Origin of the sequence: Sphingobium abikonense NBRC 16140 (genome assembly GCF_001598335.1) — a bacterium.
Classification (GTDB): domain Bacteria; phylum Pseudomonadota; class Alphaproteobacteria; order Sphingomonadales; family Sphingomonadaceae; genus Sphingobium; species Sphingobium abikonense.
The window spans coordinates 65,738-88,685 of sequence record NZ_BCYT01000012.1; the positions used below are offsets into that span (position 1 = coordinate 65,738).

At 64.0% G+C, this 22,948-nt stretch carries 28 protein-coding genes and 1 pseudogene; 20 read left to right on the forward strand and 9 right to left on the reverse strand.

The features are described 5' to 3' along the window. Positions 1–171: 171 nt before the first annotated feature. The 5 genes from SAB01S_RS13185 (at position 172) to SAB01S_RS13205 (ending at position 4,054) form a co-directional block, all read left to right on the forward strand. A complete protein-coding gene (locus SAB01S_RS13185) occupies positions 172–1,314 on the forward strand; it encodes a site-specific DNA-methyltransferase (protein ID WP_062733526.1) in 1,143 nt (380 codons plus the stop codon). 103 nt (positions 1,315–1,417) lie between these two features. Beyond that, on the forward strand, positions 1,418–2,539 hold the full coding sequence (gene folP / locus SAB01S_RS13190) for a dihydropteroate synthase (protein WP_062733527.1): 1,122 nt from the start codon (positions 1,418–1,420) through the stop codon (positions 2,537–2,539). Positions 2,540–2,674: 135 nt separating this feature from the next. After that, positions 2,675–3,154 carry a 50S ribosomal protein L13 gene (rplM, locus tag SAB01S_RS13195; protein ID WP_009821313.1) on the forward strand — a complete coding sequence of 160 codons (480 nt, stop codon included), beginning with the start codon at positions 2,675–2,677 and terminating at the stop codon, positions 3,152–3,154. Continuing rightward, positions 3,154–3,693 (forward strand): 30S ribosomal protein S9, encoded by a 540-nt coding sequence (gene rpsI, locus SAB01S_RS13200; RefSeq protein ID WP_062733529.1) that lies wholly within the window; start codon positions 3,154–3,156, stop codon positions 3,691–3,693. Before rplM ends, rpsI begins: the two co-directional genes overlap by 1 nt. A 178-nt stretch (positions 3,694–3,871) precedes the next feature. Continuing rightward, the gene (locus SAB01S_RS13205; RefSeq protein WP_062733531.1) at positions 3,872–4,054 is read left to right on the forward strand and encodes a CsbD family protein; all 183 of its coding nucleotides are present in this window, start codon (positions 3,872–3,874) and stop codon (positions 4,052–4,054) included. 51 nt (positions 4,055–4,105) lie between these two features. On the opposite strand, the gene SAB01S_RS13210 is transcribed toward SAB01S_RS13205, so the two are convergent. Beyond that, on the reverse strand, positions 4,106–5,485 hold the full coding sequence (locus SAB01S_RS13210) for an alanine/glycine:cation symporter family protein (protein WP_062733533.1): 1,380 nt from the start codon (positions 5,483–5,485) through the stop codon (positions 4,106–4,108). A 100-nt stretch (positions 5,486–5,585) separates the two neighbouring features. On the opposite strand from SAB01S_RS13210, the gene glmM reads away from it, so the two are divergent. The 6 genes from glmM to SAB01S_RS13240 all read left to right on the forward strand — a co-directional run bounded on the left by glmM (position 5,586) and on the right by SAB01S_RS13240 (position 10,579). Continuing rightward, positions 5,586–6,926: a phosphoglucosamine mutase gene (gene glmM / locus SAB01S_RS13215; protein ID WP_062733584.1), complete on the forward strand. Its 1,341-nt coding sequence runs from the start codon at positions 5,586–5,588 to the stop codon at positions 6,924–6,926. After that, a complete protein-coding gene (locus tag SAB01S_RS13220; protein ID WP_062733535.1) occupies positions 6,926–7,150 on the forward strand; it encodes a DUF1272 domain-containing protein in 225 nt (74 codons plus the stop codon). Before glmM ends, SAB01S_RS13220 begins: the two co-directional genes overlap by 1 nt. Then, complete coding sequence (gene thiD / locus SAB01S_RS13225; RefSeq protein ID WP_062733536.1) at positions 7,147–7,908, forward strand: bifunctional hydroxymethylpyrimidine kinase/phosphomethylpyrimidine kinase; 762 nt, start codon at positions 7,147–7,149, stop codon at positions 7,906–7,908. The genes SAB01S_RS13220 and thiD overlap by 4 nt, the downstream gene beginning before the upstream one ends. Next, on the forward strand, positions 7,901–8,500 hold the full coding sequence (rnhB, locus tag SAB01S_RS13230; protein ID WP_062733539.1) for a ribonuclease HII: 600 nt from the start codon (positions 7,901–7,903) through the stop codon (positions 8,498–8,500). Before thiD ends, rnhB begins: the two co-directional genes overlap by 8 nt. 84 nt (positions 8,501–8,584) lie before the next feature. Beyond that, a complete protein-coding gene (locus tag SAB01S_RS13235) occupies positions 8,585–9,247 on the forward strand; it encodes a L,D-transpeptidase family protein (RefSeq protein ID WP_062733541.1) in 663 nt (220 codons plus the stop codon). Positions 9,248–9,331: 84 nt separating this feature from the next. Next, positions 9,332–10,579: an MFS transporter gene (locus SAB01S_RS13240; protein WP_174525654.1), complete on the forward strand. Its 1,248-nt coding sequence runs from the start codon at positions 9,332–9,334 to the stop codon at positions 10,577–10,579. A 118-nt stretch (positions 10,580–10,697) separates the two neighbouring features. Here SAB01S_RS13240 and copD read toward each other — a convergent pair whose 3' ends face one another. Together copD and copC are read right to left on the reverse strand one after the other, a co-directional pair. After that, positions 10,698–11,561 carry a copper homeostasis membrane protein CopD gene (gene copD, locus SAB01S_RS13245; RefSeq protein WP_245646486.1) on the reverse strand — a complete coding sequence of 288 codons (864 nt, stop codon included), beginning with the start codon at positions 11,559–11,561 and terminating at the stop codon, positions 10,698–10,700. A 7-nt stretch (positions 11,562–11,568) separates the two neighbouring features. Further along, positions 11,569–11,943 carry a copper homeostasis periplasmic binding protein CopC gene (gene copC, locus SAB01S_RS13250; protein ID WP_062733544.1) on the reverse strand — a complete coding sequence of 125 codons (375 nt, stop codon included), beginning with the start codon at positions 11,941–11,943 and terminating at the stop codon, positions 11,569–11,571. 137 nt (positions 11,944–12,080) lie between these two features. Here copC and SAB01S_RS13255 point away from each other — a divergent pair, with 137 nt between their 5' ends. The 6 genes from SAB01S_RS13255 to SAB01S_RS13280 all read left to right on the forward strand — a co-directional run bounded on the left by SAB01S_RS13255 (position 12,081) and on the right by SAB01S_RS13280 (position 16,843). Next, entirely contained in the window at positions 12,081–12,344 is a 264-nt protein-coding gene (locus SAB01S_RS13255; protein WP_245646487.1) for a hypothetical protein, read from the forward strand. Further along, positions 12,341–12,778, forward strand: coding sequence for a periplasmic heavy metal sensor (locus SAB01S_RS13260; protein WP_062733546.1), 438 nt, complete (start codon positions 12,341–12,343; stop codon positions 12,776–12,778). Before SAB01S_RS13255 ends, SAB01S_RS13260 begins: the two co-directional genes overlap by 4 nt. Continuing rightward, entirely contained in the window at positions 12,775–13,350 is a 576-nt protein-coding gene (locus tag SAB01S_RS13265; RefSeq protein ID WP_062733547.1) for an RNA polymerase sigma factor, read from the forward strand. Before SAB01S_RS13260 ends, SAB01S_RS13265 begins: the two co-directional genes overlap by 4 nt. A 6-nt stretch (positions 13,351–13,356) precedes the next feature. Then, on the forward strand, positions 13,357–15,096 hold the full coding sequence (locus SAB01S_RS13270) for a copper resistance system multicopper oxidase (protein WP_062733549.1): 1,740 nt from the start codon (positions 13,357–13,359) through the stop codon (positions 15,094–15,096). Further along, positions 15,093–16,001, forward strand: coding sequence for a copper resistance protein B (locus SAB01S_RS13275; RefSeq protein ID WP_062733551.1), 909 nt, complete (start codon positions 15,093–15,095; stop codon positions 15,999–16,001). Before SAB01S_RS13270 ends, SAB01S_RS13275 begins: the two co-directional genes overlap by 4 nt. 143 nt (positions 16,002–16,144) lie before the next feature. Then, entirely contained in the window at positions 16,145–16,843 is a 699-nt protein-coding gene (locus tag SAB01S_RS13280) for a copper resistance protein B (protein WP_169802573.1), read from the forward strand. Between the two features lie 25 nt (positions 16,844–16,868). On the opposite strand, the gene SAB01S_RS13285 is transcribed toward SAB01S_RS13280, so the two are convergent. Beyond that, positions 16,869–17,354 (reverse strand): Lrp/AsnC family transcriptional regulator, encoded by a 486-nt coding sequence (locus SAB01S_RS13285; RefSeq protein ID WP_062733554.1) that lies wholly within the window; start codon positions 17,352–17,354, stop codon positions 16,869–16,871. 190 nt (positions 17,355–17,544) lie between these two features. On the opposite strand from SAB01S_RS13285, the gene SAB01S_RS19030 reads away from it, so the two are divergent. Then, positions 17,545–18,009, forward strand: a complete 465-nt coding sequence (locus SAB01S_RS19030) for an Lrp/AsnC family transcriptional regulator (protein WP_369405244.1) — start codon at positions 17,545–17,547, stop codon at positions 18,007–18,009. Between the two features lie 87 nt (positions 18,010–18,096). Here SAB01S_RS19030 and traA read toward each other — a convergent pair. Beyond that, positions 18,097–20,211: pseudogene (traA, locus tag SAB01S_RS13290) on the reverse strand (Ti-type conjugative transfer relaxase TraA); the annotation flags it as partial. Positions 20,212–20,383: 172 nt separating this feature from the next. On the opposite strand from traA, the gene SAB01S_RS13295 reads away from it, so the two are divergent. Next, positions 20,384–20,707: a conjugal transfer protein TraD gene (locus SAB01S_RS13295; protein ID WP_062733555.1), complete on the forward strand. Its 324-nt coding sequence runs from the start codon at positions 20,384–20,386 to the stop codon at positions 20,705–20,707. 16 nt (positions 20,708–20,723) lie between these two features. Then, positions 20,724–20,945, forward strand: a complete 222-nt coding sequence (locus SAB01S_RS13300) for a conjugal transfer protein TraD (protein WP_062733557.1) — start codon at positions 20,724–20,726, stop codon at positions 20,943–20,945. Positions 20,946–20,958: 13 nt separating this feature from the next. Here the strand turns inward: SAB01S_RS13300 and SAB01S_RS13305 are convergent, their stop codons facing one another. From SAB01S_RS13305 to SAB01S_RS13320, 4 genes are all read right to left on the reverse strand, one after another. Then, the gene (locus tag SAB01S_RS13305) at positions 20,959–21,513 is read right to left on the reverse strand and encodes an AAA family ATPase (RefSeq protein ID WP_062733558.1); all 555 of its coding nucleotides are present in this window, start codon (positions 21,511–21,513) and stop codon (positions 20,959–20,961) included. A 4-nt stretch (positions 21,514–21,517) separates the two neighbouring features. After that, positions 21,518–22,447, reverse strand: a complete 930-nt coding sequence (locus tag SAB01S_RS13310; RefSeq protein WP_062733560.1) for a nucleotidyltransferase and HEPN domain-containing protein — start codon at positions 22,445–22,447, stop codon at positions 21,518–21,520. Positions 22,448–22,524: 77 nt separating this feature from the next. After that, positions 22,525–22,770 (reverse strand): iron dicitrate transport regulator FecR, encoded by a 246-nt coding sequence (locus SAB01S_RS18725; protein WP_174525655.1) that lies wholly within the window; start codon positions 22,768–22,770, stop codon positions 22,525–22,527. After that, positions 22,767–22,948, reverse strand: a 182-nt coding sequence (locus SAB01S_RS13320; RefSeq protein ID WP_083951348.1) for a zincin-like metallopeptidase domain-containing protein, incomplete at its 5' end; no start/stop codon positions are given. The genes SAB01S_RS13320 and SAB01S_RS18725, both read right to left, overlap by 4 nt.

Genomic DNA, 22,948 nt, shown 5'->3' on the forward strand with positions numbered 1-22,948 from the left:
GCCCGATATGGAGTCCGGCGAGGGGTGAACGACTCAATATCTTGTGGGTCCCCGCTTCGTTCTCCCCATCATTAACGAATAGGCGAAGGGCGTGCCCTAAGCTACTGATCTTGACGCCGGACTCCGCAGGACTCATCGCATGATCCTCAAGGAATATAGGGGGCAAGCAGCATGGGTGTCATGGAACGGGTCGCGGCGCCGCGACGAAAAAAGGCAGTCGCCGCGGTCATAGCGGAGGCGCCGCCGATTCCGGTCGATACCCTGCTGCGTGGGGACTGCATCGCGCAGATGGCGGCGCTGCCCGACAAATGCATCGACATGATTTTCGCCGACCCGCCCTATAATCTGCAACTGGGCGGCGACCTGTTCCGGCCCGAAGGCAGCCGGGTCGATGCGGTCGACAATGACTGGGACAAGTTCGACACGCTGGGGTCCTATGATCGCTTCACCAAGGCGTGGCTGCGCGAGGCGCGGCGCATCCTGAAACCCAATGGCACCATCTGGGTGATCGGCAGCTATCACAACATCTTCCGCGTCGGCTCTGCGCTCCAGGATGAAGGTTTCTGGATCCTCAACGACATCATCTGGCGCAAGGCCAACCCCATGCCCAATTTCAAGGGCACGCGCTTTACGAACGCGCATGAAACGCTGATCTGGGCCAGCCAAGGCGAGGATGCGAAATATACGTTCAACTACAAGGCGATGAAGACGCTGAACGATGAATTGCAGATGCGGTCCGACTGGGTGCTGCCGATCTGTGGCGGGCAGGAGCGGTTGAAGCGTAACGGGACGAAGGCGCATCCGACGCAAAAGCCGGAGTCGCTGCTCTATCGCGTGCTGCTGTCCTGCACCAAGCCGGGTGATGTGGTGCTCGACCCCTTTTTCGGCACCGGCACCACCGGCGCGGTGGCCAAGCGGCTTGGTCGACGCTGGATCGGCATCGAGCGCGAGGAGGACTATATCGAGGTCGCGCTGGAGCGGATCGCCGATGCGCTGCCGCTTGATGAATCCGCGCTCACCATCATGCAAAGCGCGCGTAGCCAGCCCAAGGTCGCGTTCGGCACGCTGGTGGAAACCGGATATCTGAAGCCCGGCGCGATCCTTACCGACACCAAGCGTCGCTGGCAGGCGCAGGTGCGGGCCGACGGTTCGCTGGCGGTCGGGACCGACAGCGGCTCCATCCATAAGATGGGGGCGACGCTGCAAGGCGCGCCGAGCTGCAATGGCTGGACCTTCTGGCATTATGAGGCGGAGGGCGGCTTGAAGCCGATCGATGCCCTGCGCCAGACTTATCTGCTGGCGAACGAGCCGTAATTCGCGCACATCCGTTCGCCCTGAACTTGTCGAAGGGCTTCACTTTTCTTCAAGGAAAGAACGGGGCTTCGACAAGCTCAGCCCGAACGGAGTTTATATGGCTATGCTGCCCACCATCCCCGCCGACGCGCGTCTCTATCTCAAGCCTTCATGGTTCGTGCCGACGCCGATCGGACTGGATGATGGCACGGCGGCGCGGATGGGCAATGGGCTGATCTGGTTTCAGGGCTATGAGCTGACCGCGTTCAGCGGCGCGCAGCGGATCGCGCGGACAACCATTCCCGTGGCGGATTTCGAGGCTGCGGTGGCATCGCTGCCCGACCCGCTGGCCCAGCGCGCGCAGCGGCTGGCCGCCAACATCTCCGCGCTGCGTCCGCCGATGGTCCTGCGCGATCGCACGATCCGGTTCGACGCGCCGCAGGTGATGGCAATCCTCAACATCACGCCGGACAGTTTTTCCGACGGCGGCACGCATATGGGCGACCCCCAGGCGACGGCCGACGCGGGCTTTGCCATGGCGGCGGCGGGCGCGGCGCTGATCGACGTGGGTGGGGAATCGACGCGGCCCAAGGCGACAAAGATATGGGAGGGCGATGAAATCAAGCGGGTCGTGCCCGTCATCGAACGGCTGGCCGCCTCCGGCGTGCCGGTGTCGATCGACACGCGCAAGGCTGCGGTGATGGAAGCGGCGCTCGGCGCCGGCGCGGGCATCGTCAACGATGTGAGCGCGCTGGCGCACGATCCGCGCAGCCTGGAGGTGGTGGCGCGCGCCGGTTGCCCCGTCATCCTGATGCACGCGCCATCGACCGGCGATGACCCGCATCATAATCCGGCCGGCTATGGCGATGTCGTCGCCGACGTCTTTGACCATCTGGAGGCGCGGATTACAGCCTGCCTGAATGCCGGGATCGCGAGGGATCGGATCATGGTCGATCCCGGGCTGGGCTTTGGCAAGAGCCTGTCTGAAAATCTGGCGCTGGTGAACGGCCTTGCGACATTCCAGGGGCTGGGCGTGCCGCTGCTGTTCGCTGGCAGCCGCAAGCGGCTCATTGGCGCGCTGTCCAACGAAGCGCCCGCCGCTGATCGGCTGGGCGGATCGGTCGCGCTCGCTTTTCGCGCGGCGCAACTGGGGGCGCAGATGGTGCGGGTGCATGACGTCAAGGAAAGCGTTCAGGCGCTGCATCTGTGGCGCGGCCTGGCGGACGCGGGCCTCAGCGCCATTTAGCAACGGGTATCATTTTACCCGTCAGCAAAGCCGCGCATTTGCTTGACTTGCGTGTCGAGACTCGTCATTAGCGCCCCACTTCCGGATGTCGGCTTCGATGTCCGGTTTCATTTTTCTTGTTTGGAGATTGGCACCATGAAGGCGCTGATGAAGACCACCAAGCCGGCGACCCCGGCAACGGTCGAAAAGAAGTGGATCCTGATCGACGCGGAAGGTCTCGTCGTCGGCCGCCTCGCTTCGACCGTGGCGAATATCCTGCGCGGCAAGCACAAGCCGTCCTTTACCCCGCATGTCGATTGCGGCGACAATGTCATCATCATCAACGCGGGCAAGGTGAAGTTCACCGGCCGCAAGATGACCGACAAGGTCTATTACAAGCACACCGGCTATGCCGGCGGCATAAAGGAAACCACGCCCGCCAAGATCCTGGAAGGCCGTTTCCCCGAGCGCGTCCTGGAAAAGGCCGTCGAGCGCATGATCCCCCGTGGTCCGCTGGGCCGCCAGCAGATGCGCAACCTGCGCATCTTCGCCGGCGCCGAGCATAATCACGAAGCCCAGAACCCCGAAGTGCTCGATTTCGCATCGCGCAACCGCAAGAACAAGGTGGGTGCATAATGTCCGATAACCGTCAGTCCCTGTCCGACCTCGCGTCGCTGACCGCCAACGCGCCCGCCACCGCCGCGCCGGCCGCCGCCGCCGAAGGCGAAGCGCCTGCCGCTGCGCCGGTTGCGCCCTCGGCTCCGCTGCGCCAGCAGGAAATCGACGCACTGGGCCGCGCCTATGCGACCGGCCGCCGCAAGGATGCCGTCGCCCGCGTGTGGGTGAAGCCCGGCACCGGCAAGATCACGGTCAATGGCCGCGACCAGGAAATCTACTTCGCCCGTCCGACCCTGCGCCTCGTCATCAACCAGCCCTTCGGCGTGACCGATCGCGTTGGCCAGTATGACGTCGTCTGCACCGTCAAGGGCGGTGGCCTGTCGGGTCAGGCCGGCGCGGTCAAGCATGGCATCGCCCAGGCGCTCAGCAAATATGAGCCGGCGCTGCGCAGCGCGGTCAAGGCCGAAGGCTTCCTGACCCGCGACAGCCGCGTCGTCGAGCGTAAGAAGTACGGCCGGGCCAAGGCACGCCGCAGCTTCCAGTTCTCGAAGCGCTAAGTTTCCAGAACAGAAGAATTCGGGAAGGGGCTGGTTTTCCAGCCCCTTTTTTCATGCGTCATGGAAGATTGCCTGATTATCCAGATCGAAGAATAGCCTTCGTTGCGCATCCGGATCGACTGCAACCTTTGTTCATGTTCGTCCGTTTTCATGGGGAATTCAGCAAAGGAGAAGTCACATGGGCGAACTGACCGATAAGGCGAAGGCCGTGGCGAACAAGGCCGCCGGCGCGACCAAGGAAGCGATCGGCAAGGCGACCGACAATGAACGTCTGGAAGCCGAAGGCAAGGCGCAGCAGGCCAAGGGCACGGCGCAGGACGTGTCGGGATCGGTCAAGGGTGCGTTCGGCGACAAGGTCTGAGCCGCGCTACCGATTTGAAGGTGAACCCCGCCTCGAAAGAGGCGGGGTTTTTCATGTCGCTCCGTCTTGCTGGTGCGCCAGATAGTCTTTGACATCGCGCCGTAATTCGTCGGCGCAGAGGTAGAGCGCGATGACATTGGGGATCGCCATCAGGAAGAAGCTGCTGTCGACAATGCCGACCACGCGGCCCAGGTCGATGGCAGCGGCGGGTGGCAGGGCGACGATGTAGAGAACCTTGTAGGTCCATTGCGCTTTCGGCCCGTTGCCGAACAGATAGCCCCAGGCCTGCAAACCGTAAAAGCCCCAGGCGACGAGCGTGGAATAGGCGAAGAGGAACACGACCACCGCCAGCAGCCACGGGAACCAGGGCGACACCTGCGCGAACGCTGCGGAGGTGATGGCGATGCCCTCCAGTCCGCTGTTCCAGGTACCGGCCGCGACAAGGGCGAGGCCGCCCAGCGCGCAGACGATCATCGTGCCCAGCAGCGGTTCCAGCAGCGCCACCAGCCCTTCGGACACCGGATGCTGGGTCCGCGCGAGGCTGTGCGCCATCACCGCAGACCCTACGCCCGCCTCGCTGGCGAAAACAGCGCGGCGCATCCCCGCGACGAATGCGCCGACCGCGCCGCCGGTCGCTGCGTCGCCCGACCATGCCCCGTTCCAGATCAGCGTCAGCGCGGCGGGGATATCCGCGACATGCAGGATCAATATCGCAAAGACGCCGCCTAGATAGACAGCAACCTTGAGCGGGGTAAGGCGCTTGGACACTTCGCCCAGCCAGGCCGCGCCGCCCAGCGTCACCAGGGCAACCGCTCCGGCGATGAAGACGCCATAGGCCCAGCCATTGGTCATGCCGGTGACGACCTGAACCTGCGCGAAGCTCTGGTTCACCTGCACCATCGGGATAGCGCCGAACAGCGCGAAAAAGGCATAGGAGCCGCCCAACGCCAGCCCGACCCTGGGCCACCCGCGCGCGGCGCCAACGGCTTTCAGAACATACATCGGCCCGCCATGCACATGGCCGCGATCGTCGAACACGCGATATTTGAGGCCCAGCGTGACCTCCGCCATCTTCACCGTCATGGCGAACCAGCCGATGATGAACATCCACAGGATCGCGCCAGGCCCGCCCATGGTCAGCGCGACCGCGACCCCGGCAATATTGCCAAGGCCGATCGTGCCCGACAGGGCGGTGGATAGTGCGCCCCACTGGCTGACATCGCCCTTCGCCTCGCCCTCCTGTGGCTGGGTCCGCAGGATACGAACCGCGCGGCCGACCTGTCTGATGTTGGGAAAGCCGAGCCAGAGGGTGAAGAACAGCATCGGCAGCGCCAGATAGAGCACGATGAGTTCGATCTGCGTGCCCAGCAATGGCACCTTGAAAAACACGGCACCCGACAGGCCGTCGACGAAGGCATTGAAATTTTCCATCGCGTCCGGATGCCGCCGGGCGGGTGGAATGTCGATCAAAGATTGCTATGGGCGGGTAAGGATGGACTCCGCGCGTGCGGCCCCAAGCGACGAGGGACAAGTGAGCAGGCAATATTTTGGCACCGACGGCATACGCGGACGGACCAACCAATGGCCGATGACCCCGGACCTGGCGATGAAGGTCGGCATGGCGGCAGGCACCCATTTCCAGCGCGGCAGCCATCGCCACCGCGTGGTGATCGGCAAGGATACGCGCCTGTCGGGCTATATGGTGGAAAATGCGTTGGTGGCGGGTTTCACGGCGGTCGGCATGGACGTGGTGCAGTTCGGCCCGATCCCGACGCCCGCTGTCGCCTTGCTTGCCCATTCGATGCGCGCCGATCTGGGGGTCATGATATCGGCCAGCCACAACCCCTTTTTCGACAATGGCATCAAGCTGTTCGGGCCGGATGGGTACAAGCTGTCGGACGAGGATGAACTGAAAATCGAGGCGCTGCTGGATCAGACGATCGAACTGGCGGCGTCCAAGGATATTGGCCGCGCCCGCCGCGTGGAGGATGCGCGCGGGCGCTATATTCACGCGGTCAAGTCCAGCTTTCCCGCCGACCTGCGGCTCGACGGACTCAAGATCGTGGTCGATTGCGCCAATGGCGCCGCCTATCAGGTCGCGCCGTCGGCCTTTTGGGAATTGGGCGCGACCGTTGTCGCGATCGGCGTCTCGCCCAATGGCACCAACATCAATGACAGCTGCGGTTCGACGTCGCCGATGCTGTTGCAGGAAACCGTCGTGTCCTCGGGCGCGGACATCGGGATCGCGCTGGACGGTGACGCGGACCGGTTGATCGTCGTGGATGAAAAGGGGCGGCTGGTGGATGGCGACCAGATCATGGCGCTGATCGCCGCCAATTTCGCCGCAGCGGGCACGTTGTGCGGCGGCGGGCTGGTCGCGACGGTCATGTCGAACCTCGGCCTTGAGCGGTTTCTGGCGGACAAGGGCATCGCGCTGGAGCGTACCAAGGTCGGCGATCGCTATGTGCTGGAGCGCATGCGTGAGGGCGGCTTCAATGTCGGGGGCGAACAGTCAGGGCATATGATCCTGTCCGACTATGCGACGACGGGCGACGGCACGGTCGCGGCGCTTCAGGTACTGGCCGCACTGGTGCGATCGGGCAAGCCCGCGAGCGAGACGCTCCATAAATTCGATCCCGTGCCGCAATTGCTCAAAAATGTCCGCTTCGCCGGTGGCAAGCCGCTGGAGCATGACGATGTGCAGCACGTCATCGAGCAGGCGGAAGCCGAACTGGCGGGCGTCGGGCGTCTGGTCATCCGCCCGTCCGGCACAGAGCCTGTCATTCGCGTGATGGCGGAGGGGGATAGCGAGGACCAGGTGCGCGATGTCGTCGATCGCATCTGCGCCGCGGTGGAAAAGGCAGCTGCCTGATGCTTGAGATGCGGCCCGACTGCGAACGGTGCGGCGTGGATTTGCCGGCCGATGCGCCGGGTGCGTTCATCTGCTCGTTCGAATGCACATATTGCGCGGCCTGCGCGGAGGCGCTGGATGACCGATGCCCCAATTGCGGTGGTGAATTGATGGATCGCCCGACGCGCACCGGCAAGGCGCTGGCGGATTACCCTGCCGCGCAGGAGCGCCGCCACAGGTCATGAAACCCGCCCGTATCCTCATCATCGCCGGGTCGGACAGCGGCGGTGGCGCCGGAATCCAGGCCGACCTCAAGACCGTGACCCTGCTGGGCGGATTTGGCATGACGGCGATCACCGCTATAACCGCGCAGAACACGCTGGGCGTGCAGGCCGTGCATCCAGTGCCGACCGACATGGTACTAGCGCAGATGGAAAGCTGCATCAGCGACATTGGCGTCGATGCGGTGAAGATCGGCATGATCGGATCGGCGCAGACGGCGCTTGCGGTCGCGGACCGGCTGGAAGCGCTGCGGGACGTGCCGATCGTGTTCGATCCGGTGATGGTGGCGACCAGCGGGTCCTTGCTGGCGGATGACGCCACGATCGCCGCGTTCGAGAGGCTGATGGCTCTGGCGACGCTCATCACGCCCAATATTCCTGAATTGGCGGCGCTAGGTGGGGAAGAGATCGCCGCGCGCTTTGGCGCCCATGTTCTCGCCAAGGGCGGTCATGGCGAAGGGCCGACGCTCACGGACCGTCTGCTGGCGCCGGACCGGGTGCTCAAGGCCTGGAGCAACCGGAAAATCGAAACGATGCACACGCACGGAACCGGCTGCACGCTGGCGAGCGCGATCGCGACGGGGCTGGGCCAGGGTATGAGCCTGGTCGACGCTATCGAGCGCGCGCGCAAATATGTGCGCGAGGCTTTGGCGCTCGCGCCTGGTTATGGCAGCGGCCATGGCCCGATGGGCGCACCCATTGGGTTTCACGCCCATGCCTGATTTTTCGCGTGAACTCCTGCATCATCCTGGCCTGGTCGCCGGTGTGGACGAGGCGGGCCGGGGACCATTGGCCGGCCCGGTCGTCGCTGCCGCCGTTATCCTGCGTGCGGACGATTGCCCAGAGGGGCTGAATGATTCCAAGCAGCTGACCGCCAAAAGACGGGCGGAACTGGAGACGCAGGTGAAGGCGCGCGCGCTGTGCTGGGGCATCGGTGTCGCGAGCGTCGCGGAGATAGACGACCTCAATATCCTGTGGGCGACGATGTTGGCCATGACGCGCGCGGTCGAGGCGCTGAACGCGGATTGCGCGCATGTGCTGGTCGATGGCAATCGCTGCCCCCAATGGCGCTGGGCATCGACGGCGGTGGTGGAGGGCGACGCCAAATGCCTGTCGATCGCGGCAGCCTCCATCCTGGCGAAGGAGGAGCGGGACCGCATGATGATCGCGGCGGCCGCCGATCATCCGCATTATGGGTGGGAGAGCAACAAGGGCTATGGCAGCGCGCGCCATCTTGCCGCGCTGCGTGAACATGGGCCGACGCCGCTCCATCGCCGCAGCTTCGCCCCGGTGGCGCAACGCCTGCTTCTCTGAGCCCAAGCTGTGCCTTGCCGGGACGGTTGCAATCGCCTGATCTGACGGGGTGGCAATGCGGCGTCACATGGTTAATAAAAGCTTATGCGCGCGCATCGGCTGCTTCCCCTCCTGTTTATGTTGCTCATCGGCGTGCCCGCCCATGCGCCTGCCCAGGATTTGAGCCAACATCTGACACAGAATCTGGCGCTTTCACCGGGCGGCTATCGCTGGCTGGAAGATGGCGGCGATGGACCGCTCTACATGATCATCAGCATCGAAAAGCAGCGCGTCCATGTCTATCGTGGGGATCGGTTGATCGGCGCCGCCAGCGTCTCGACAGGCATGAAGGGGCATCGGACGCCGACCGGCGACTATCCCATTTTGCAAAAGCGGCCGTGGCATCGCTCCAATCTTTACAGCAATGCGCCCATGCCCTTCATGCAGCGGCTCACTTGGGATGGCATCGCGCTGCACGCCGGGCATAATCCCGGCTATCCCGCAAGCCATGGCTGTATTCGCCTGCCTTATGCCTTTGCGCGGCAGCTGTTTGCCTTGACGCGCATCGGAACGCCGGTGGAGGTGACGCAGGCCCGGCTGAACCCCGCGATCCAGCTCGACGAACTCGTCATCGCCGATCCGGGCAGCGCCATGGTCAGTTTCGATTCCCGGCCTCCGACCGGCGTGAGCGGTTTTGCGGCCGTCCCCGCAGCTATCCCGCAACTGGATGTCGATCCCGCCATCTTCCTGCCGCGCCTCACGCGCTGACGCCCTTATTTGCCTTGGCGGGACTTTGTCCGCACAAGGAGGGCGAACCGAAAAAACGATGAGGCGCCGATGCAGGCCAGTGGCATGTCCAACCGATCTCTGGCCGTGGCGATCCTGTCGACCATCGTCGAATGGTATGATTTCACCCTTTATCTCTATATCGCAACGCTGCTGTCCCGCATCTTCTATGGCGGCGGGGCGAGCGGCCTGGGGGAAGCATTGGCCGGCTTTGCCCTTGCCTATGCGATGCGGCCGTTGGGTGCGATCGTCTTTGGCCATATCGGGGATCGCTACGGCAGGCGGCTGACGATGCTGCTCTCCATGAGCATGATGACCGCAGCGATGCTGGCGACCGCACTGCTGCCCACCTACGCGCAGATTGGTTCGGCGGCCGGATGGATGCTGCTGGCGCTGCGCTGCCTGATGGCCTTTTCGGTCGGGGGCGAGTATACCGGGGTCGTCGCCTATCTGCTGGAAGGGGCGCAGGCCGAACGGCGCGGTTTCGTGACCTCTCTGGCATCGGCCGCCAGCGAGATTGGGGCGCTGCTGGCGGCGGGCATTGCGGCGGCGACGGTCGCGCTGCTGGACGATGTTGCGCTGATGGCGTGGGGCTGGCGCATTCCCTTCTTTGTCGGGGCGGCGATGGCGGGGGTGATCGTGCTTGCGCGTTCCACGATCGAGGAATCGCCCGACTTTCTGCGACAGCAGCGCGAACGGAAAGTGCCGGGCAATCCGCTGCGGGACAGCCTGACCCATCAGCGGATGGCGATCATGCGCGGCTTTGCCATATCGGCGCTGGGGTCGATCACCTATTATGTCGGGATCACTTATGTGCCGAGCTTCTTGACTGGCACGGGCGCGATGCGGGAGGGGGCGGCGCTCTGGCTATCGACGGCTGCGGCGCTGGTGGTGATCCTGGTTACTCCCTTCGTCGGCGCTCTGGCTGACCGCGTCGGTCGCCGGCCGGTTCTGCTCGCGCTGGGGCTGGCCGGGGCCGTGCTGCCCGTGCCGATGTTTTTCCTGATGGCGCAGGCCGGGGGCGGGGCGCTGCTGGGGGCGGTGCTGCTCGCCGCTTTGGGCGGAGAGGTGAGCGCGGTCGGCGCAGTGACGACGGCCGAACAGTTCCCCGGCGAAGGGCGGCTGACCGGCCTTGCGCTGGGCGCGACGACCGCGACCGCGATATTCGGAGGGCTGACGCCCTGGATCGCGCATCTGCTGATCGCGCGCACGGGGTGGACGCTGGCCCCAGGCGCTATGATCGCGCTGGTCGCCCTGTTCGTGCTGCCGATGCTGCTCCGCCTTCCGGAGACTGCGCCAGCGCGTTTGCCATGATCAGAAGGATATAAGTCTGGCGGCGCCAGACAAGCGTGCCCTTCAACGTCTTTTTATGTCGCGGCCTGAAAAGGGCGGGCGCCGCTAGCCGGCACTTTCTGGCCAGGCGCGCCGAAACTTACGCCAGCGGGTCTAGCGTGCCGAGCCATGCCACCAACGCGACGATCGCCACGGCTGTGCTGGTTTCGAGCGCCAGCGACAGGCGAAGCCAGCCGATGGCCTGCTGATCGTTCCCGCCTTCCAGGCGCGGGGTCAGCCACCAGCGATTGGCCGCAGCAAGTAGCAGCATGAGGCCGAACAGCACCAGCTTCATGGTCAGGAGCAGGCCGTAGCGGGCCTGCAGCATCGCTGACAGTTGATCCCATCCCACAATCATGACGGCGTTGACAGCGCCGCTCAGCACCAGCGAGACAACGATCAGGCTGCCCATCACGGCAAAGCACGACAGCATCCTTGCCATATGCCGCATGTTCGCCGTGGTGGGATGATGGGTCAGCAGGGATTGAAGGAGAACGACGAGCGCGCCGATCCACGCGGACGCCGCCCATATGTGAACAATATCGGCGGCCCGATGAACCTGGCCGGCCATATTCTCTGTCGCGCCGGCATGGCCGGTCCAGGCAAGCGTCGCCGCCGCCACCGCCGCGGGGAGCAGCGACAGGCGCACACGGCCCGCTAAGACAAATGCCAGCACAAGGAGAAGCGCGCCGCCCCGGACGGCGAGCACCGTGCCGATGGGCGTCATCGTCAGCACGATATGCAGGGTGGACCAGTCGGGGGGCAGGATGGGCGCCCCCGTCATCGTCGCGGTACTCGCCAGCAGCCAGAAGGCCGACAAGGCAAGGCCGCCGAGCGCCAGCGCGGCGACGTGGCGCGGGCGTCCCGCCATGCCCATGACCCACCAGAACAGCGGCAGGCCCATGAGCAGGGCCAGGTCGATCATCAACGCGAAGCGCGCCGCGACAAATGCCCCCTCGGTCACGATCCGGTTACTTGACCGTGAAGCTGTAGCCGCCTTCCATCTTGTGCTGGTCGGCGCCGACGATATGCCATTTAAGATCATAGGTGCCGGCAGGCAGTGGACGCGGAAGGGTCAGAACCATCGTCTTGCCTTCTACGCTGGTCTTGAAGCCCTTGATGGGCATCGGCGGATGATCGGCCATGCCCGGCATCGCGGTCATGGTGAGGTCGGCGCCGCTCATCGGAGCAAGGAAGGTTTCGGAAAAGGTCAGCGTCAGCTTGGAAGGCTTGGATACGGTTGCGTTGGCGGCTGGGTTCGACGAAACCAGCTTGCTGTGGGCAGCGGCCACGCCCGGCAGGGCAATGGCGATGGCGGCAGCGAGAGAAAGATAGGTCCGGGTCATGGAAGTCTCCATCGGGGGTGTTCAGCCGGTTTACGCGCCCGCTTGCGCTACCCCTCGGCTCCTGTGCATATTTTCTTGGCGTGCCCGACGAGGGATGGCGCCCGGACGCGCGTATGCCAGGCATGAGTGGAGACAGGATGATGGCCGATCTGGATCATTGGCTCGACGCGGTTCGGTCGGAGCCGTCAGACGGGCGCCTTGCGCAGATGGACGCCGCGGTCATGGAAGGGCTTGCGCGCCATCGCGACCGCATGACGGCGCGGCGTAGCCTGATGCTGGCGGGACTGCTGGCGGTCGGGATCGGCTGGGCAGGCAGCCTTGTCCCCGGCGCGCCCGCGCAGGCGGCATCGCTTCCCATCGGCATGTCGGATTACGCGCCATCGAGCCTGCTCGGCCAATGACGTTCGGCCGCTATGTGCTCGTCGCGGTGGTGGCCTTTGCCGCTGCCCTGGCCGCCGTGCTGTTGGCGCGCACATGGCTGGCGCCGCCGCCCCGCGTCGAAAGCCAGGTCCATGCCCTGCTGCACGAAAAGCTGGATCTCGATCCGGCGCAGGAGGCGCGCATCCACCAGCTTGAGCAAGGCTTTGCCGCGCGGCGCGCGGCGCTGGAGGCGGAAATGCGCGCCGACAATCAGCGGATGGCGAGGGCGATCGAAACCGAACATGGCTATGGACCGCAGGTCGCGGCCGCCGTCGACCGGACGCATCATGTGATGGGGCGTTTGCAGAAGGAGACGCTCCAGCACATCTTCGCGATGCGCGGCGTCCTGCGGCCCGATCAGGCGGCGCAATTCGACGCCGCCATCGTCAAGGCGCTGACACAGCCCGCCCGGTGACGCTGGCCGACGCCGACGACCGGGCGCTTGCCGCGCGCGCGCAGGCAGGCGAGCAGGCGGCCTATGCCATGTTGATGGCGCGGCATCGCGATGCCGTCTGGCGTCTTGCGCGTGGGCATGTGGGCGATGCGGACGAAGCGCTCGACATCACGCAGGACGCTTTCGTCGCCGCCTTTGCCGCGATCGGCCGGTATGACGGATCGCGTCCGTTCCGGGCGTGGATGGCGCGGATCACGCTCAACAAATGCCGGGACTGGGCAAGACGGCGCGCCGTTCGGCGCTTCTTCACGCTGGCAAAACCGATCGACGACGCGGTGCATGTTGCTGACCTGACGGCATCGCCCGAAGACGCACTGGCGTCGGCCGAGGGCGTCACTAGGATCAATGCCGCCATCGCGGCGCTGCCCTTCAATCTCAAGGAGGTGCTGTTGCTCCGCACCATCGAGGCCATGAGCCAGGCTGACACCGCCATTCTTCTGGGAATCAGTGAGAAGGCCGTCGAAACCCGGCTATATCGCGCGAGGGCGAAATTGACCGAAATGTTGAGGGGTGGCGACGACGACCGCGTATAGAGAGGCATGACCAGCCTTGCCTTAGACCGACGCACCCTCATCCGGGGTGCGGCCGCCCTTTCCATGGTCCGCGCTTTTCCCGCCTGGGCGCAGAGCGGTTCCGCCGGCCTCCGCCCGGCGCCCGACATGCTGTCGGGGGACAGGATCGAATTGACCGTCGGCACAAGCCATTTCGCGACCGGAGGGCGTTCCGCCCACGCCGTCACCATCAACGGCACCCTGCCCGCGCCGCTCATTCGGTTGAGGGAGGGGCAAAATGTTCAGTTGGCCGTGACCAACCGGCTGAAGGAGGACACGTCGATCCACTGGCACGGGTTGATCGTGCCGTTCCAGATGGACGGGGTGCCCGGCATCAGTTTTCCGGGCATCCGCCCCGGCGAGACGTTCACATATGACTTTCCGATCCGTCAGTCGGGGACCTACTGGTATCACAGTCATTCGGGGATGCAGGAGGCGATGGGCCATTATGGTCCGATCGTGATCGACCCGGCCGGTCCTGACCCCGTGCAGTCGGACCGGGAGCATGTGATCGTCCTGTCCGACTGGTCGCCGGTCCATCCGCACAAGCTGATGCAGCGGCTGAAGCAGATGGGCGGCTATTACAATATGCAGAAGCAGACGCTGGCCGGGCTGCTGCAGGGCAGGGACCAGAGCCTCAAGGACCGGATGGACTGGGGCAAGATGCGGATGGACCCCACCGACATTTCAGACGTCACCGGGTCGACCTACAGCTATCTGGTGAACGGCCATGGCACGCCGGAAAACTGGACCGGTCTGTTCGCGCCGGGCGAGCGGGTGCGGCTGCGCATCGTCAATGCGTCCGCCATGACCAATTTCAACGTGCGGCTGCCCGACCTGCCCATGAGCGTGGTGCAATGTGACGGCCAGCATGTGCAGCCGGTCGAAACCGACGAATTCCAGATCGGGATCGCGGAAACCTATGACGTGATCGTCCGGCCCATCGAGGCGAAGCCCTACGCCCTGGTCGCCGAGGCGATCGACCGGTCCGGGCTTGTCCGCGCCACGTTGGCGCCGCAGGTCGGGATGATCGCGCCGATCCCGCCCCTGCGCCAGAGGCCGCTGCTGACCATGAAGGACATGGGCATGGATATGAGCGGCATAGACATGGGGCAGAACGGCGTAATCGACCTCAGCCAACCCGCCAACGACAGCATGGCGGGCCATTCGATGAAGATGCTCGATCCGTCGGTCGCGCCCGACGTACCGATGGGACCGGGGGTCGCCACCCTGTCGTCCATGCCGGCTGACAGGACCGCCGACCGACCCACGGGCCTGGAAGATGTCGATCACCGCGTCCTCACCTATGCGGATCTCAAGGCGCTGGAACCCAACAGCGATACCCGCTCGCCGACCCGTTCGCTCGACATTCACCTGACCGCGAACATGGAGCGCTATATGTGGTCGTTCGACGGGGTGAAGCTGTCCGACCGCGCCGAACCCATCGCCTTTCGCCACACGGAGCGGGTGCGCGTGACGCTCATCAACGACACGATGATGCCGCACCCCATCCATATTCACGGCCATTTCTTCCAGCTCGTGACCGGGGAGGATGCTGCCGCCAATCCGCGCAAGCATACCGTCAACGTCCTGCCGGGGGGAAAAGTGAGCTTCGACCTTACCGCCGACGCCATCGGCGACTGGGCGTTCCATTGCCACATGCTGATGCACATGCATGCGGGCATGATGCGGGTGGTAACGGTCCGGCACGAAGGGGGTGCGGCATGAGGCGCGCGCTTGGGCTATTCCTGCTAGCCGTCGCGCTGCCGGCGAAGGCGCAGACCATGGACCATAGCCAGATGGACCATGGCGCGCATGAGATGCCGCAGAGCGAGACATCACCGGCCGCTGGTGCCCATGCCGGGCATGACATGGGCGGTGCGGACAGCACCGTCCCGAAAGGCACGCCGCCGCCCGCCCCCACCGATCATGCCGCCGATGCGATCTACGACCCTGCGGTCATGGCGCGCGCCCGCGCCGCTCTGACGCACGAGCATGGCGGCATGACCTATTCCCAGTTGATGATCGACCGGCTGGAATATCGGGCGCAGGACGGTCGCGACGGCTATCATTGGGAAGGCGAAGGCTGGATCGGGGGCGACATCAATCGGCTCGCGATCAAGTCGGAAGGCGAGGGCGAAGTTGGCGGACGGCTGGAAAGCGCTGAAGTGCAACTTCTCTACAGCCGCGCGATCGACCCGTGGTGGAACGTCGTCGGTGGCGTTCGGCAGGACTTCCGGCCCCAGCCCGACCGGACGTACGCGACGATCGGGATCGAAGGGCTGGCGCCTTACTGGTTCGAGGTGGAGGGACAGTTATTTCTGTCGAACAAGGGCGATGCCCATGCGCGGCTGGAGGCGAGCTATGACCAGCGCATCACGCAAAGGCTGATCCTGCAACCGGCGATGGAAGTGAATCTGGCTGTGCAGGATGTACCTGAACTGGGGATCGGGTCGGGCCTTTCCGATGTCGAACTGGGACTGCGGCTGCGTTACGAGTTCGCGCGCGAGTTCGCCCCCTATGTCGGTGTGAACTGGGAGCGCAAGTTGGGTGATACGGCTCGCTACGCTCGTCTGGAGGGCGAGAAGCCGGCGGCGACAAGTCTAGTGGTGGGACTGCGCTTCTGGTTCTAGGACGGCCCGCGGCATAAGCTGCCGCGCGCCAGCAATATTTCGTCATGCAAATGACAAAGTTGGCGGCGCTTCGCACGATAGCGCCGTGTGCCGATCCCTAAAGTCCGTCCATGTCACGACACAGGATCGGACCGAGGCGGATTGTGACGAGCGTCGCCATGGCGGTGCTCTGTCATGCCTTTGGCGTTCCGCGTGCGGCTGCCCAGGATGAAGGGGCATGGGCGCTGTCAGGCGGCTTCGACCTCATCGAAACCCGTTCGGGGTCGGATGGCGACGTATTCTTGCTGGACGGGAGTTTTTCCTACGGCAACGCGACCGACCAGATCATGCTGATGACGCAGGGCGGCGGAGCGCTTCAGCCGCAGTTCGACGAAGTCCAGATGCGTCTTTTCTACGGGCACACGGTGGGCAATACGACCTGGCTGGTCGGCGTGCGCAAGGATTTCAAGCCGCACCCGCGCGATCTTCATGCCACGGTGGGGGTGCAGGGGACGGTAGGCACCCGCCTCAGTTGGGAAACATATGTTTTTCTATCCGATGACGGGCAGGTGACCGGCGAAGGTCAGGTAATCTATCAGTTGCCGATCACCGGCCGGCTGTATCTGGAACCCCGCGTGGCGGCGGCATGGTCGGCGACTAGCGATAGAGGGCAGGGCGTCGCATCGGGCTTGAGCGAAGGTGAGGGTGCGCTTCGCCTTCGCTATCGCCTGACGCCGAAGATCAATATCTATGCCGGTGTTGCGCACGAACGGCTGCTGTCGGGCACGCGGCGGCTGGCGCGCGCATCAGGCGATACATTGCAATCGACCATGGCAGTGATCGGGTTCGGTTTCAGTCTGTAGCGCCCAGCCTGCGACCGCCCGATCGTCAGGTGTCGGCACCGAACAATTGGTCGACCGGATAGCCGTCGCGCAGGATTGGCGAGCCAAGCACGATATAGCTGAAATATTTTTCTATCCCGGCGTCGCTGTCCAGCAGGTTTTCGATGATGCGCTGATAGTGGCTGACGCTGCGCGCGACAACTTTGAGGAAATAGTCGTAGCCGCCGCTGACATGATGACATTCGACGATTTCGCGCACTTCGCGCGCGCGAGTGAGGAAGCGGTCGAAGTCGGCGACGCGGTGATCGGCCAGCGTGATCTCGGTAAAGACCATCAGATAGTCGCCGAGCTTTTCCAGCGCGACGCGCGCGCCGTAGGACCGGATAAAGCCGGCATCTTCAAGTCTCTTGAGGCGACTGAGACATGGGCTGGCCGACAGGCCGATCGCATTCGCCAGCCCGACATTGGTGACGCGGCCATGTTCCTGAAGATAGGACAATATCTTGAAGTCGAGCCGATCAAGTCTATCCATAGCACGCTCCGCGCCAACACCTGGCCGCTTTGAGCGTAAGGCAAATTCAACGGCAGATTATGCCGGTGAGATCGGGTAGCCGCAATTTTCATTCACATGACCTGCGCCAACCGCAGAAAGACCCGTGCATATGGCGCATGATCGCCGACATCAGTCAGTGATGACGTTGGGCGGGGTGCGAAGAGCAAGCATGAAACTCGACCGGATCGACATCAAAATTCTGCGCAGGCTGCAAACGCATGGCCGGATCAGCAATGTGGAACTGGCCGAAGCGGTAGGCCTGTCCGCCAGTCCGTGCCTTGCGCGGATCAAGAAGCTGGAAGCGGCCGGGATCATCGTGGGGTATGAAGCGCGGTTCGACCTGGCGAAGCTCGGCAATTTCGTGACAGCCTATGTGCAGGTGATCCTGAAGAACCACCGGCGGTCCGAAGCGCAAAGGTTCGAGAAAGCGGTGCTCCGTTTTCCCGAAATTGCCGAGTTTCACATGGTCAACGGGAAGTTCGACTATCTGATGAAGATCATTGTTCCCGGTTTCGACGGACCCGGGCGCATCATGCAACAAATGTGGCAGGCGGACCTCGGCATCCAGAGCTATTCGGTGTTCATCGTGTCCGGCACCCCGATTCAGAATGCATCGGTGCCCATCGACGAATGATGACTGGGAAATACACCAAATTCGGGAGAAATTGCTTCCGATCATTTGATCCGCGGTGAAAATGTCGGAATCCGCGGCGCTATTTAAATCATCCTGGCTATAATGCAGATCGACGCGTTCCCGATGGCGCGACAGCGCGACATAGGCAGCATGACGATCAAGCCCCGGCGTCGCCAGTACATGGACTCGGTCGACGGTCATGCCCTGTGCCTTATGGATGGTGGCGGCATAGCCATGATCGACATGAGCATAATCCTTCAGGTCGAAGGTGACGCTTCGCCCGTCATCGGTGCGCACGCGCATCGCGATTCCGCTGACCTGTTCGATCGTGCCGAGCGTGCCGTTCTTCACCTCCAGGCTGCGCTCATTCTTGAGGAACATGACGCGGTCGCCTGCCGCGAACGACCGGCGTCCGCGTTCGACGACGAGATCAATGTCGCCGCCCAGCATCTGCGCTGCCCGCATCCGGTCGCGCGCTGCGGTGTTCAGTTCGCGCACTTCATCATTGGTATGGGTGAGGATGATGCGGCTGGCCTGTGGTGTGGCCTGCCGGTCTTTGTCCCAGCGGTCGATCAGCGCATTGCGCGCGGCCTCGCGCGCCTCGGCGGCATGGACATGCCCAGCCTCCGTATAGGCGGCCAGTGCTTCGCCGGTGCGGCCGGTCGCGAGCTGTCGCGTGGCGTCGCGCTGCCAGTCTTCGGACTGGCGGCGGATAGTGGTGATTTCCACTGCGCCATGCCGCTCGGCAATCGAGCGGAACGCCGCACCTGCTTCGATCGCCTAGAGCTGTTGCGGATCGCCGACCAGTACGACTTTGGCACCGCGCTTCTCCGCCTCGCGGATCACCCGTTCCATCTGCCGCGTTCCGATCATCCCGGCCTCGTCGATCACAAGGACGGATTTGTCGGTCAGCAGCTCGCGGCCTTGGCCCCATTGATGTTCGAGGCTGGCGATGGTGCGCGAGGCTATGCCCGAGCCGCTTTCCAAATTTTCGGCGGCGATCCCGGACAGCGCCGCGCCGTGGATAGAATAGCCCGCCGCTTCCCATGCTTCGCGCGCTACGCCGAGCATCGCGCTTTTGCCCGTGCCGGCATAGCCGACGACGCTGGTGATGCCGCGCGCGGCGGTCACATGCACCAGCGCGTCGCGCTGTTTGGGCGAAAGGCGCAGGCCGCGCTGTTCGGCCGCGCCGATCGCCCGTTCCAGATGCTGGTCGGCAACAGCATGGTGACGGCGCGCATCGAGCGTTGCAGTGGCGCGTTCGAGCCGCTGTTCGGTCTCCAACATCGCGCGCGACGTGAAGCGATCGTCGCCGCGTCCATCCTTGCCCAGTTTTACTAGCTCGGGCGACGCCCGCACCGCTGCCATTACTTGGTCGAACTGGTCCCTTCCTTCGCTATGCCGGTGCACGAACATCGCAACGTCGCGAGTGGTGAAGGTAGACTGGCTGTGGGTTATCGCGTCGAGCGCGATGCTGGGGTCGGCGAGGATCTTGTCGCCATTGGTGCGCGCGATGACGTGGTGTTCTTTGAGCCGTTCGCTGTCGCGCCCCTGCGTAACCATGCGCGACGCAGCGGGTCCGATCTTGTGCTGGGGCTCCAGATCGATGCCCTGCGCTTCCAGGCTGCGGTGATCAACGCGTGTGTCGATATCGAGTTCGGCAAGGCGCTGATTGACGTGCTCTGCCCAGGCTTCGCGCCAGTGGGTGAGAAGCTCGGTGCGGTTCCAGTCGCGGACCTTGGCGCCGAACCCGTCTTCGCCGACCGAACGAAGTCCGAGCATTACATGGGCATGGGGCTTTGCGAGTCCATCGGCACCGATATCCCAATGGACATTGAGATCGGCAACCATGCCGCGATCGACGAATTCGCGCTGGATGAACGACCGCGGCAGTTCGATGCCGTCGGCCTTTTGCATCTCGCGTGGGATCGCGAATTCGATTTCGCGGGCAAGCTGCGCATCTTTCCGCAGCTCGGCGGCCTCCACGTCATTCCACAGCCGCTCGCGGTCGCGCCAAGCCTCGGGCGCGTTTTCAGGCAGCAGCACTTCGCTGCGTACGACGCCGGCCTTGTTGGAAAAGTCATGGTCGCGGCCGAGCCGCTGATCGTGCAGCCGCGACGCCGAGCGATAGGCGGCAGCCGCCACCGCGCTCGACCCAGCCGCGCGTGAAATGACTTTGGCCGAGAAGTGGTAGATCGCCATGGCGACACACCAGATACGCCTAAAAGCGCACGTCGGCACGACGTATAAGCGCGCCCTCGAACGATTTCATCGCTCTCGGGACCGGGAAATCTCACGAAGTTTCAGTCTATTGGCGCGGATTGGCTGTGACGATATCTGGTCTGTCCGACCGACACAAGGGAAGGGCAGAACCATGCGCAAACCCCGAGCCTATGATGCGGATCTGAAAGCGCTCGCCGGCACGGCGCGGCAACTGAAGACACGCAAACAGAACCAGCTTGGCGAGCTAGTGATAGCGACCGGCGCTGATACGCTGGGCGTAGAGGAACTGGCCGGCGCGTTGCTCGATGCAGCAGGCACCGATGCAGCGACGCGGGAGGCGTGGCGCAAACGGGGCGCCGCCTTCTTTCAGCGCGAACGGCACGGCGCTGGCCGTCGCGCTGGCCGCGAGCCGGGCGGCACTGCGGCGAGTGACCGAGGCGCGAAATCGACTCCAGGCGAGGCAGGCTCGGCATGATCGTCGTGACTGGCAGGTGAAACGGCGCGAGCGTACTCGGCAGCTGATTGAGCTGGGCGGGCTCGTCGCGAAGTCTGGCCTGGTCGAGCTGACACAGGATGATCGCACCGTGATCCTGGGCCTGTTGACGGAGGCGGCATCGCGGCTGCGCGATGGGAATCGCGAGCAAATGCTGACGCTGTGGCGACGACGCGGTCGGCGCGCTTTTGCGCAGGCCGAAGCGCAGGATCGCGAATAGACGCCGGCGCTGTTCAGCTGGTACGCGCGCTAAGGAAATCGAGGACGAAATCGGCGCGAGCCGGGACCGGTATTTTCGGAAGAAGCACGACGTCATAGCCGAAGCGCGGATAGGCGTCGCGCAGACGGTCATATTCCTCGATCGCCGCGCCGATGTCGTGGCGGCGATCGGCGTCGTTCTCGAATATCTCCGGCCAAGGCGGGGTCAGAAAAACGCGGTGGTGATAGCGATGCGCGTGGCACAGTGGCTCGGCATGCCGTTCGACGCTGACATGGTCCAGCGCTACGGCGGCATCGACCAGACTACGGTCGAAGAACACCCAGCCGGGATGCCGCGCGGCGTTTTCGCGATCCTGTAGGGCCACTTCGATGGCGCGCTGGGCGAACGCCGCAAGGTCGATCCACGGGAGTGCCGCGCCGCCGCGTGCGATTTCTTCGGCAATGATGCGGCGCCCGGGCTCTTCCACGACAGCGTGTCCACGCCTTGCCAATTCATCGATCAGCGTTGATTTGCCTCCGCCCGAGCATCCGGAAATGACGACGAACCGCGAGGCGGGATCGGTATCCATCGGCTTATCCGGCCTGCCGCGCCGTCGCCTCCAACTGGGCAATGCGCTCCGAACAAATCTCATGCACGACGCGGCCCAGTTCCTCAACCCGCTCGCCTAGCCACGTCAGTTCGTCAGCGCTGATCCGGTAGTGCTTCGAATAGCGCGCCTTCACATAGGCTTCCTTCAGCTTCTCGAACATGCCGCGCTGCTTGCGATTGTCGCCCGGCCAGACGTAGGCCAGACGCCGGTCGAGCCTCTCGGCCTGCGTGCGCAGGAACGCGAGATTGTGAACGTACGGCGTGTAGAACGTCACAACGAGCAAGGCCGTATGATATAATCGTTCTGTTGCTTGATGCAGCTGGAACGCCGCGTTGTTAAATCGCTGCTGCGCGAGGTTGAAACGAAAATTGTCGAAAAACTCGCCGCCGCTCGGATACCACTCGTCGAAATATTCCTTGGCCATGGTGAGCGCCGCGTGTGGCGACTTCGGCTTGGGCTGGTGCAGTTCGCTGTCGTCGCTCTGATAGAGCGCGATGCCATCTCGGGCGACGTCCATGAAGAAATAGCGGCCATGGGCGAGGCCGTCGTTCACCTCCTGCAGGCTGTGGACGATGAAATTGACCGGAGTCTTGATGCTGCCGGTGATACCAAACTCACGCATCAGCCGGTCATCGACATTCGCCCAATATTTGATGCGGTCGGTCAGGCGCTTGTCGTTGACGATGATCAGCAGTTCATAGTCGGACTTGTAGCCCTTGGCGGTATGCGGCTCGTCGATCCAGTTGCCGCGCGCATAGCTGCCGTACAGGATGACCTTGAGGATGCGGCCCTTCTTCTTCCACTCGTGGCTGGCGAGCGCGAAGGCGTCGTCGAACTCCTCGAAGACGATCTGCACCACGCGCTCCAGCTCGCGCTGCTTGGCAGGCGGAAGATGATCGAGATTGCTGCGCATGGCGGAAGCTACCCTGTCGGGCTTGCCGCCCGATGGCAAGCCACCCGGCGGCAAGCGGTGTGTTCGAATGCCGGCGATCACCAAGGCCAGAAGCGCCGCCACCACGGTTCCGGCGTATCGATAATCCGCATGAAGAGGGTGAGGGCTGCGGCAAATTCCGCCTCCACCTCTTCCGCGCTGATGCCGTGGCGTTCGCCAAGCGTCGGATAGTCGATCTCCTCGAACCGCATCGCCCAGAAGATCGCGCGCTGCCGTTCGGTCATCCGACGCAGGGCACGGAAGCCCCGGCGCCGGAAGGCATGGGGTGGAAGCCGCTCGGTCATGACCGCGCCTCCCCACCGGAAAGGAGGAAGTCCGCCGCCATGCTCGCCGCACTGGCAGCCCGGAAAATCGCCTTCTCGTCACCGCGCAGCACCGCGAGCCACGAGCCGATATAGTCACTGTGTCGGACGGTGGGCACAATGCCGAGCGACGCGCAGGTGAACGCCGCCGCCATCTCGG